This window comes from uncultured Methylobacterium sp. (genome assembly GCF_964244095.1).
Classification (GTDB): domain Bacteria; phylum Pseudomonadota; class Alphaproteobacteria; order Rhizobiales; family Beijerinckiaceae; genus Methylobacterium.
In genome coordinates this window covers 1-8,901 of the sequence record NZ_CAXTHR010000164.1, presented here as the reverse complement: position 1 = coordinate 8,901, position 8,901 = coordinate 1, and the positions used below count along the sequence as shown (strand labels likewise).

Annotated in this window: 15 protein-coding genes; all 15 read left to right on the top strand. The window is 68.7% G+C overall.

Translation table 11 applies throughout. The features are described from left to right. On the top strand, positions 1 to 188 hold a 188-nt coding region (gene rplX, locus ACFE86_RS19395; RefSeq protein ID WP_375456959.1), incomplete at its 5' end, for a 50S ribosomal protein L24. Then, positions 181 to 747: a 50S ribosomal protein L5 gene (rplE, locus tag ACFE86_RS19390; RefSeq protein WP_375456958.1), complete on the top strand. Its 567-nt coding sequence runs from the start codon at positions 181 to 183 to the stop codon at positions 745 to 747. The genes rplX and rplE, both read left to right, overlap by 8 nt. A gap of 44 nt (positions 748 to 791) precedes the next feature. Beyond that, on the top strand, positions 792 to 1,097 hold the full coding sequence (rpsN, locus tag ACFE86_RS19385) for a 30S ribosomal protein S14 (RefSeq protein WP_375456957.1): 306 nt from the start codon (positions 792 to 794) through the stop codon (positions 1,095 to 1,097). Positions 1,098 to 1,106: 9 nt separating this feature from the next. Continuing rightward, entirely contained in the window at positions 1,107 to 1,502 is a 396-nt protein-coding gene (rpsH, locus tag ACFE86_RS19380; protein WP_375456956.1) for a 30S ribosomal protein S8, read from the top strand. A 22-nt stretch (positions 1,503 to 1,524) separates the two neighbouring features. Continuing rightward, positions 1,525 to 2,058, top strand: coding sequence for a 50S ribosomal protein L6 (rplF, locus tag ACFE86_RS19375; protein ID WP_375456955.1), 534 nt, complete (start codon positions 1,525 to 1,527; stop codon positions 2,056 to 2,058). A gap of 13 nt (positions 2,059 to 2,071) precedes the next feature. Beyond that, positions 2,072 to 2,434, top strand: a complete 363-nt coding sequence (gene rplR / locus ACFE86_RS19370) for a 50S ribosomal protein L18 (RefSeq protein WP_375456954.1) — start codon at positions 2,072 to 2,074, stop codon at positions 2,432 to 2,434. Positions 2,435 to 2,531: 97 nt separating this feature from the next. Continuing rightward, complete coding sequence (gene rpsE / locus ACFE86_RS19365) at positions 2,532 to 3,119, top strand: 30S ribosomal protein S5 (RefSeq protein WP_375456953.1); 588 nt, start codon at positions 2,532 to 2,534, stop codon at positions 3,117 to 3,119. A gap of 13 nt (positions 3,120 to 3,132) precedes the next feature. Continuing rightward, positions 3,133 to 3,324, top strand: a complete 192-nt coding sequence (rpmD, locus tag ACFE86_RS19360) for a 50S ribosomal protein L30 (RefSeq protein WP_375456952.1) — start codon at positions 3,133 to 3,135, stop codon at positions 3,322 to 3,324. A gap of 10 nt (positions 3,325 to 3,334) precedes the next feature. Then, positions 3,335 to 3,844 carry a 50S ribosomal protein L15 gene (rplO, locus tag ACFE86_RS19355; protein ID WP_375456951.1) on the top strand — a complete coding sequence of 170 codons (510 nt, stop codon included), beginning with the start codon at positions 3,335 to 3,337 and terminating at the stop codon, positions 3,842 to 3,844. Positions 3,845 to 3,981: 137 nt separating this feature from the next. Beyond that, on the top strand, positions 3,982 to 5,325 hold the full coding sequence (gene secY, locus ACFE86_RS19350) for a preprotein translocase subunit SecY (protein ID WP_375456950.1): 1,344 nt from the start codon (positions 3,982 to 3,984) through the stop codon (positions 5,323 to 5,325). Between the two features lie 116 nt (positions 5,326 to 5,441). Next, positions 5,442 to 6,044, top strand: a complete 603-nt coding sequence (locus ACFE86_RS19345) for an adenylate kinase (protein WP_375456949.1) — start codon at positions 5,442 to 5,444, stop codon at positions 6,042 to 6,044. 191 nt (positions 6,045 to 6,235) lie between these two features. After that, positions 6,236 to 6,604, top strand: a complete 369-nt coding sequence (gene rpsM, locus ACFE86_RS19340; RefSeq protein WP_375456948.1) for a 30S ribosomal protein S13 — start codon at positions 6,236 to 6,238, stop codon at positions 6,602 to 6,604. A gap of 171 nt (positions 6,605 to 6,775) precedes the next feature. Further along, entirely contained in the window at positions 6,776 to 7,165 is a 390-nt protein-coding gene (gene rpsK / locus ACFE86_RS19335) for a 30S ribosomal protein S11 (RefSeq protein WP_147725843.1), read from the top strand. A 47-nt stretch (positions 7,166 to 7,212) separates the two neighbouring features. Next, on the top strand, positions 7,213 to 8,055 hold the full coding sequence (locus ACFE86_RS19330) for an MBL fold metallo-hydrolase (protein ID WP_375456960.1): 843 nt from the start codon (positions 7,213 to 7,215) through the stop codon (positions 8,053 to 8,055). Positions 8,056 to 8,157: 102 nt separating this feature from the next. Further along, positions 8,158 to 8,901, top strand: a 744-nt coding sequence (locus ACFE86_RS19325) for a DNA-directed RNA polymerase subunit alpha (RefSeq protein ID WP_375456947.1), incomplete at its 3' end; no start/stop codon positions are given.

Below are 8,901 nucleotides of genomic sequence, written 5' to 3'. Positions count from 1 at the left end.
AGAAGCACCAGAAGCAGACGCAGAACCAGGAAGGCGGCATCATCTCCAAGGAGGCTGCCATCCATCTCTCCAACCTCGCCGTGGCCGACCCGAATGACGGCAAGCCGACGCGGGTGGGTTTTCGCATTCTCGACGACGGGCGCAAGGTCCGGTTCGCCAAACGCTCGGGAGATCTGATCGATGGCTGAGGCAAGCAAGGACGCCTACGTCCCGCGGCTGCGCACCCATTACGACGACGTCATCCGCCAGAAGCTCATCGAGCAGTTCGGCTACAAGAACCCGATGCAGGTTCCGCGGATCGACAAGATCGTCATCAACATGGGCGTCGGCGAATCCACTACCGATTCCAAGAAGGCCACGGTCGCCGCCGGCGACCTCGCGCTGATCGCCGGCCAGAGGCCGGTCATCACCCGGGCGCGCAAGCCGATCGCGACCTTCAAGGTCCGCGAGGGCATGCCGATCGGTTGCAAGGTCACCCTGCGCCGCCGGAAGATGTACGAGTTCATGGACCGCCTCGTCACGATCGCGCTGCCGCGCGTGCGCGACTTCCGCGGCCTGAACCCGAAGTCGTTCGACGGCCGCGGCAACTATGCGCTCGGTCTCAAGGAGCACCTCGTGTTCCCGGAGATCTCCTACGACAAGGCCGAGCAGACGTGGGGCATGGACATCGTCGTCGCCACGACCGCGACCAACGACGAGGAGGCCCGCGCGCTGCTGGCCGCCTTCCAATTCCCGTTCCGGCAGTAGGCGCCCCTCAAAGGCACTAGACGCGGACACCGGAGGACAGAACAATGGCCAAGAAGAGTTCGATCGAACAGAACAACCACCGGAAGGAGCTGGTCAAACGCTTCGCAGCCAAGCGCAAGGCCCTGCTCACGACCGCCAACAACGAGAGCCTCGAGATGGAGGAGCGGTTCGAGGCGCGCCTCAAGCTCGCGGAGCTTCCGCGCAACTCCTCGCCGACGCGGGTGCGCAACCGCTGCGAGATCACTGGCCGCCCGCGGGCCTATTACCGCAAGATGGGCGTGTCGCGCATCGCGCTGCGCGAACTCGGCAACCGGGGCCTGATTCCTGGCCTCGTCAAGTCGAGCTGGTAGGAGCCACCCATGGTCAACGACCCCGTGGGCGACATGCTCACCCGCATCCGCAACGGCCAGCTTCGCCGCCGCAACGTTGTCTCGACGCCGGGCTCGCGGCTGCGCGCTAACGTGCTGAACGTGCTGAAGTCGGAAGGCTATATCCGCGACTTCGCGACCACGGACCTCGGCAACGGCCGCACCGAGTTCGCGATCGAGCTGAAATACTACGACGGCCAGCCGGTCATCCGCTCGATTCAGCGCGTGTCGAAGCCCGGTCGCCGCGTCTACTCGGCGGTCGGCGAACTGCCCCGCGTCGCCGACGGCCTCGGCGTCACCATCGTGTCCACCCCAGAGGGCGTCATGGCCGACCACGAGGCGCGCGAGCGCAACGTCGGCGGCGAAGTGCTCTGCAAGGTGTTCTGATCCCGGACAAGGAGAGAGGCAGATGTCTCGCGTAGGCAAGAAGCCCGTCCCCGTCCCGGCCGGCGTCACGGCGTCGGTCACGGGTCAGACGGTAACGGTGAAGGGCGCGAAGGGCGAACTCGCGTTCGTCGTCCCCAACATGGTGCTGGTCGCCCTCGAGGACGGCGCCGTGTCGGTGCAGCCCAAGGACCAGTCCAAGCAGGCCCGCTCGCTCTGGGGCACGTCGCGTACCCAGGTCGCGAACCTCGTCGAGGGCGTGTCGAAAGGCTTCGAGAAGAAGCTCGAGATCACCGGCGTCGGCTACCGCGCCGCGATGGCCGGCAAGGCGCTGAAGCTCTCGCTCGGCTACAGCCACGACATCGAGTACGCGATCCCGGCGGGCATCACCATCGTGACGCCCAAGCCCACGGAGATCACGATCACCGGCATCGACCGGCAGCGCGTCGGCCAGGTCGCCGCCGAGATCCGCGATTATCGCGGTCCCGAGCCGTATAAGGGCAAGGGCGTGAAGTACGCGGGCGAGTTCATCTTCCGCAAGGAAGGCAAGAAGAAGTAAGGGGGCGAAGGACATGTCACGCAAACTCGAAGCCCTCGATCGCCGCAAGGCTCGTGTGCGCCGCGCGCTGCGGGCCGCGGCCAACGGCCGGCCCCGGCTCTCGGTGTTCCGGTCCTCGAAGCAGATCTACGTCCAGGTCATCGACGACGCGGCGGGCGTCACGCTCGCTGCGGCCTCGTCGATCGACAAGGGCCTGCGCGCCGACCTGAAGACCGGCGCCGACGTCGCCGCCGCGTCGGCTGTGGGCAAGCTCGTCGCCGAGCGCGCCAAGGCCGCCGGCGTCTCGAAGGTCGTGTTCGACCGCTCGGGCTACCAGTACCACGGCCGCGTCAAGGCGCTGGCCGAGGCCGCCCGCGAAGGCGGCCTCGACTTCTGACTCTCGGCGGAGTGAAGGCGGCTTCTGCCGGCTTCATCGGTGACGATTCAAGCGAGCGGGCCCGCCACCCGCGTCAGTGAGATGAAACGGGATCAACATGGCACGTGAACGTGAAGGCGGCGGCCGCGGCCGCCGCGACGACCGTGAGGAGCGCGACAGCGAGTTCGTGGACAAGCTCGTCCACATCAACCGCGTCGCCAAAGTGGTGAAGGGCGGCCGGCGCTTCGGCTTCGCGGCGCTCGTCGTCGTCGGCGACCAGAAGGGCCGCGTCGGCTTCGGCCACGGCAAGGCCCGCGAGGTCCCCGAGGCGATCCGCAAGGCGACCGAGTCGGCCAAGCGCGGCCTCGTGCGCATCTCGCTGCGCGAAGGCAGGACCCTGCACCACGACGTGCAGGGCCGCCACGGCGCCGGCAAGGTGATCCTGCGCGCGGCGCCGCAAGGAACCGGCATCATCGCCGGCGGCCCGATGCGCGCCGTGTTCGAGACGCTCGGCATGCAGGACGTGGTCGCCAAGAGCCTCGGTTCGTCGAACCCCTACAACCTCGTCCGCGCGACCTTCGCGGCGCTCAAGAACGAGGACAGCCCGCGCTCCGTCGCCGGTCGGCGCGGTCTCAAGGTGTCCACGCTCCAGGCGCGGCGCACCGATGCGGACCCGTCCGACCAGTCCGAAGCCGCGGTCGCGTAAGGGAGAGGGCAGCATGTCAGTCAAGACTGTCCGCGTCGAGCAGATCGGTTCGCCGATCCGCCGCGAGGCTTCCCAGCGCCAGACGCTGGTCGGCCTGAAGCTGAACAAGCTTCACCGGGTGTCGGAACTGGAGGATACACCCTCCGTTCGCGGCATGATCCGCAAGGTCGCGCATCTCGTGCGCGTCCTCGACGACGCGGCTTGAGGAGGGCGCCATGAAGCTCAACGAGATCCGCGACAACGAAGGCGCCACCAAGAACCGGATGCGTGTCGGCCGGGGCATCGGTTCCGGCAAGGGCAAGACCGCGGGACGCGGCGTGAAGGGCCAGAAGGCCCGGACCGGCGTGGCCATCAAGGGCTTCGAGGGCGGTCAGATGCCGCTCCACCGGCGCCTGCCCAAGCGTGGCTTCAACAACCTGTATTCGACCGACCTCAACGAGGTGAATGTCGGCCGCGTGCAGCAGGCGATCGACGCGGGCAAGCTCGATCACGCCGCGACCGTGACGGTCGAGGCGCTTGTGCAGGCCGGGATCATCGCCCGCGCCCGGGACGGCGTGAAGCTGCTCGGCGTCGGCGAGCTGAGTGCCAAGGTGGCCTTCGAGGTCACCCGCGCGTCGAAGTCGGCGGTCGCGGCGGTCGAGAAGGCCGGCGGCAGCGTCGTCGTCGCCTACGGTGCCGGCGTCTCGGTCCGCGGCAAGGGCGGCAAGGGCGAGGCGACCGCCTGAGCGCGGTTGCCTACCGCTTTCCGACCCCTTAAGTCGAAGCTTCGAGCGGCGGCCCGTGCGACCTCGCATGCGGCCGCCGCTTCCGTTTTCAGGGGCGCCGCGCGGCTCCCCCGTGACCGTCAATCAGGACACAGGCCATGGCCTCAGCCGCCGAGCAGCTCGCCGCGAACCTCAATTTCGGGGCCATCGCCAAGGCCGACGAGCTGAAGAAGCGCATCTGGTTCACGCTCGGCGCCCTCGTGGTGTTCCGGCTCGGGACCTACATCCCGATCCCCGGCATCGACCCGGAGCAGTTCGCGCGCAACTTCCAGCAGCAATCGGGCGGCGTGCTTGGCCTGTTCAACATGTTCTCCGGCGGGGCGGTGGAGCGCATGGCGATCTTCGCGCTCAACATCATGCCTTACATCTCGGCCTCGATCATCATCCAGCTCCTCACCTCGGTGATCCCGAGTTTGGAGACGCTGAAGAAGGAGGGCGAGTCGGGCCGCAAGGTCATCAACCAGTACACGCGCTACCTCACGGTGGTGCTGGCGCTGGTGCAGTCCTGGGGCATCGCCATCGGCCTGCAGGGCTCCAGCGCCGCGATCGAGCCCGGGCCGTTCTTCCTCGCCTCCACCGTCATCACGCTGACCGGCGGCACGCTGTTCCTGATGTGGATCGGCGAGCAGATCACCTCGCGCGGCATCGGCAACGGCTCGTCGCTGATCATCTTCGCCGGCATCGTCGCGCACCTGCCGACCGCGATCATCGGCGCGCTGGAGCTGTCGCGCACCGGTGCGCTGTCCTCGGCGGTGATCCTCGGCGTCGGCGTCGCGGCGATCGGGCTGGTGTACTTCATCGTGTTCATGGAGCGCGCCCAGCGCCGGCTGCTGATCAACTACCCCAAGCGCCAGGTCGGAAACCGGATGTACGAGGGCCAGACCTCGTTCCTGCCGCTCAAGCTCAACACCGCGGGCGTCATCCCGCCGATCTTCGCGTCCTCGCTGCTGCTGCTGCCGGCGACTGTGGCGAGCTTCTCGGCCAACCAGGGCACCGGCGTGCTCGCCACCGTGACGGCCTATCTCGGCCACGGCCGGCCGCTCTACATGGCGCTCTACGCCGCGCTGATCATCTTCTTCGCGTTCTTCTACACGGCCGTCGTCTTCAACCCCCAGGAGACCGCCGACAACCTGAAGAAGCACGGCGGCTTCATCCCCGGCATTCGGCCGGGCGAGCGCACCGCCGCCTTCATCGACAAGGTGCTGACGCGCATCACCTTGATCGGCGCGCTCTACCTCACCTTCGTCTGCCTCGTGCCCGAGATCCTGGCCTCCTACGCCTCGGCGAGCCTCGGCTTCGGCGGCACCTCGCTGCTGATCGTCGTCTCGGTGACGATGGACACGGTCGCCCAGATCCATGGGCACCTGATGGCGCACCAGTACGAGGGGCTGGTGAAGAAGGCCAAGCTCCGCGGCGCCTCCACCGCGCAGCGGCGGCGCTGACCTCCGGGATACATCCACCCGGAATCACGAGCTCGGCACCCCCTTCCGGCTCGCTCGCGACGGGGAAACGGCCGCCACGAAGCCCCGAGAGACGGGCACGGACGAGGAAAACGCCCATGCGGATCATTCTGCTCGGACCGCCCGGCGCGGGAAAGGGCACGCAGTCCGAGCGGATCGTCGCGCGCTTCGGCATCCCGCAGCTCTCGACCGGCGACATGCTGCGCGCGGCGGTGGCCGGCGGCACGCCGGTCGGACGCGAGGCGAAGGCGGTGATGGAGGCCGGCGGCCTCGTCTCGGACGCGATCGTCGTCGGCATCGTCGCCGACCGGATCGAGGAGGCGGACGCGCGCAACGGCTTCATCCTCGACGGCTTTCCCCGCACCGTCGAGCAGGCCAAGGCCCTCGACGCGATGCTGGAGCGCAAGGGCCTGTCGCTGTCGGCCGTCGTCGAGTTCAAGGTCGACGAGGGCGCGCTGGTCGGCCGGATCGCCAGGCGCGCCGAGGAGACCGCGGCCCGCGGCCAGCCGGTGCGCAAGGACGACACGCCGGAGGTGTTCCGGTCGCGCCTCGACGCCTACCGGGTCCAGACCGCGCCGCTCTCGGCGTATTATGCCGGCAGCGGCATGCTGCGCACCGTCGATGGGATGAAGCCGATCGAGGCCGTCACCGCCGACGTCGCCGCCATCCTCGAAGCCCTGGTCGAGCCGGCCGCGTCCTGACGGCTTGACAGACCTCTCGGCTCGCGCTAGCAGGCCGGTCTTCGTCCATACGTCGTCTGGTCCGAGGTGCCCTTCAGGGGGCGGCCGTGGGCCGATTCGTCGTTGACGGGCGCGCAGGGGCCGGCCTCCACCGGACGCGCGCCGCCTTCACACCGAGGCCGGGTCTCGCCCGCGCCACATGGAGCATGACCTTGGCCCGTATCGCAGGCGTCAACATCCCGACCAACAAGCGCGTGGTCATCGCGCTCCAGTACATCCACGGCATCGGCTCGAAGAAGGCCGAGGAGATCACCGAGAAGGTCGGCATCCCGGCCGAGCGCCGCGTGAACCAGCTCACCGACGCCGAGGTGCTCCAGATCCGCGAGACGATCGACCGCGACTACATGGTCGAGGGCGACCTGCGCCGCGACGTCTCGATGAACATCAAGCGCCTGATGGACCTCGGCTGCTACCGCGGTCTGCGCCACCGCCGCAACCTGCCGGTGCGCGGCCAGCGCACGCACACCAACGCGCGCACCCGCAAGGGCAAGTCCAAGCCGATCGCCGGCAAGAAGAAGTGATGTGTTGAACCACGGGGGGTCACGCGGCGCGTGGCCTCTCTTCGTCGTGCCGGGTGTCCCGCGAAGGGTGCCGGCGTGGCGGATCGGCCAATCGACGGCCGCGCCGCCAAATCTCAAACGAATCCCGAGCACCTGGAATTACGGGCGCGTCTGAAGGACGAGTGACAAAAAATGGCCAAGGAACCCACCCGCGTCCGCCGGCGCGAACGCAAGAACATCGTCTCGGGCGTGGCGCACGTCGCCGCCTCGTTCAACAACACGATGATCACGATCACCGACGCGCAGGGCAACACGATCTCGTGGTCGTCCTCGGGGGCGATGGGCTTCAAGGGCTCGCGCAAGTCGACCCCCTACGCCGCGCAGGTCGCGGCCGAGGACGCTGCCCGCAAGGCCGCCGAGCACGGCATGCGCACCCTGGAGGTCGAGGTGTCCGGCCCCGGTTCGGGCCGCGAGTCGGCGCTCCGCGCCCTCCAGGCCGCGGGCTTCACCGTGACCTCGATCCGCGACGTGACCTCGATCCCGCACAACGGTTGCCGGCCGCGCAAGCGCCGTCGCGTCTGAGCGGGACGGAGCGGCAGGTGGCGGACGACACGACCTACCCGGCGGTCATGCGTTGGAACGTCGGTGACCTCACGGTCACCGTGCTCAATGACGGCTGGTTCCAGGCCTCTCTCGATCTCGTCACGGGCGTGTCCAGGGCGGAAGCTGGCGCACTTCAGCGCGCCGGCGCCCGCACCGAGGCGCCGCGGATCACGCTGAACGCGTTCCTGATCACTGGAGCTGGCCGCAGGCCGGTGCTGATCGATACGGGATACGGCAGGCTCGGCCCGGAGACGATGGGACGGGTGCCGGCGGCACTTGCCGCGGTCGGCATCCTGCCCGAGGAGATCGGGACGATCCTCGTCACCCACCTGCATCCCGACCATGTCGGCGGCCTGACCGTGGACGGCGTCGCCGCCTATCCCAACGCCGAGGTCGTCGTGCACGCCGACGAGGCGGCGCATTGGCTGCCCGATGCCGCCCTGGCGCAGGCGCCGGACGCGGCGAGGGCCTATTTCGAGGGCGCCCGCAGGGCCGTGGCGCCCTATCGGGAGCGGATGCGCCTGCAGTCCGGCGGGGAGGTCGTTCCCGGCATCACGGTCGTCCCGCTCCCCGGCCATACGCCGGGCCATTGCGGTTTCCGGATCGTTTCGGGGGACAAGTCCCTGCTGATGTGGACGGACATCGTGCACATGCCGGCGATCCAGTTCAAGCAGCCGGAGGCGGGCGTCGCCTTCGACGTCGACGGCGAGCGCGCCCGGGCGACGCGCAAGCGTATCCTCGACGAAATCGCCGATGACGGCAGCGTCGTGGCCGGCTCGCACCTCGAATTCCCGGCGGTCGGCACCGTGACGCGGGACGGCGCCGGCTATCGCTTCGTGCCCGTCCTCTGGGTCGGCAGCGAGACCTAGGGCCGGGACAACGGATTCAGGGACCGGACGGCGCTCAGGGGCAGCGCCGGCCGGCCGAAGCGCGGACCGGTCACGGGCTCGCGCGACAGGAGAGGTAGGATCGTGGTCATTCAGAAGAACTGGCAAGAGCTGATCAAGCCGAACAAGCTGCAGGTGTCGACCGGCGACGATCCGAAGCGGGTCGCGACCGTGGTCGCCGAGCCGCTGGAGCGCGGCTTCGGCACGACGCTCGGCAACTCCTTGCGCCGGGTGCTGCTGTCCTCGCTCCAGGGTGCAGCCGTGACCTCGGTTCAGATCGACGGCGTGCTGCACGAGTTCTCCTCGATCCCCGGCGTGCGCGAGGACGTGACCGACATCGTCCTCAACATCAAGACCATCGCCATCCGCTCGCAGACCGACACCCCGAAGCGCATGACGCTGCGCAAGACCGGCCCCGGCCTCGTCACGGCGGGCGACATCGGCACGGTCGGCGACATCCAGATCCTCAACCCCGACCTCGTGATCTGCACGCTCGACGACGGCGCCGAGATCCGGATGGAGTTCACGGTCGCCACCGGCAAGGGCTACGTCCCGGCCGAGCGCAACCGGCCCGAGGACGCGCCGATCGGCCTGATCCCGGTCGACGCCCTGTTCTCGCCGGTGACCAAGGTCAGCTACCGCATCGAGACCACCCGCGAGGGCCAGGATCTCGACAAGGACAAGCTGACCATGACGGTCGAGACCAACGGCGCGGTCTCGCCGGAGGATGCGCTGGCCTACGCCGCGCGCATCATCCAGGACCAGCTCCAGGTGTTCGTGAACTTCGAGGACCCGCGCAAGGAGGAGGCCGCCCCGCTCGCGCCGCAG

Bases quoted from the DNA above. Each gene is read 5' to 3' on its own strand.
- rplE (WP_375456958.1), top strand. From the start codon at position 181: ATGGCTGAGGCAAGCAAGGACGCCTACGTCCCGCGGCTGCGCACCCAT.
- rpsN (WP_375456957.1), top strand. From the start codon at position 792: ATGGCCAAGAAGAGTTCGATCGAACAGAACAACCACCGGAAGGAGCTG.
- rpsH (WP_375456956.1), top strand. From the start codon at position 1,107: ATGGTCAACGACCCCGTGGGCGACATGCTCACCCGCATCCGCAACGGC.
- rplF (WP_375456955.1), top strand. From the start codon at position 1,525: ATGTCTCGCGTAGGCAAGAAGCCCGTCCCCGTCCCGGCCGGCGTCACG.
- rplR (WP_375456954.1), top strand. From the start codon at position 2,072: ATGTCACGCAAACTCGAAGCCCTCGATCGCCGCAAGGCTCGTGTGCGC.
- rpsE (WP_375456953.1), top strand. From the start codon at position 2,532: ATGGCACGTGAACGTGAAGGCGGCGGCCGCGGCCGCCGCGACGACCGT.
- rpmD (WP_375456952.1), top strand. From the start codon at position 3,133: ATGTCAGTCAAGACTGTCCGCGTCGAGCAGATCGGTTCGCCGATCCGC.
- rplO (WP_375456951.1), top strand. From the start codon at position 3,335: ATGAAGCTCAACGAGATCCGCGACAACGAAGGCGCCACCAAGAACCGG.
- secY (WP_375456950.1), top strand. From the start codon at position 3,982: ATGGCCTCAGCCGCCGAGCAGCTCGCCGCGAACCTCAATTTCGGGGCC.
- ACFE86_RS19345 (WP_375456949.1), top strand. From the start codon at position 5,442: ATGCGGATCATTCTGCTCGGACCGCCCGGCGCGGGAAAGGGCACGCAG.
- rpsK (WP_147725843.1), top strand. From the start codon at position 6,776: ATGGCCAAGGAACCCACCCGCGTCCGCCGGCGCGAACGCAAGAACATC.
- ACFE86_RS19330 (WP_375456960.1), top strand. From the start codon at position 7,213: ATGCGTTGGAACGTCGGTGACCTCACGGTCACCGTGCTCAATGACGGC.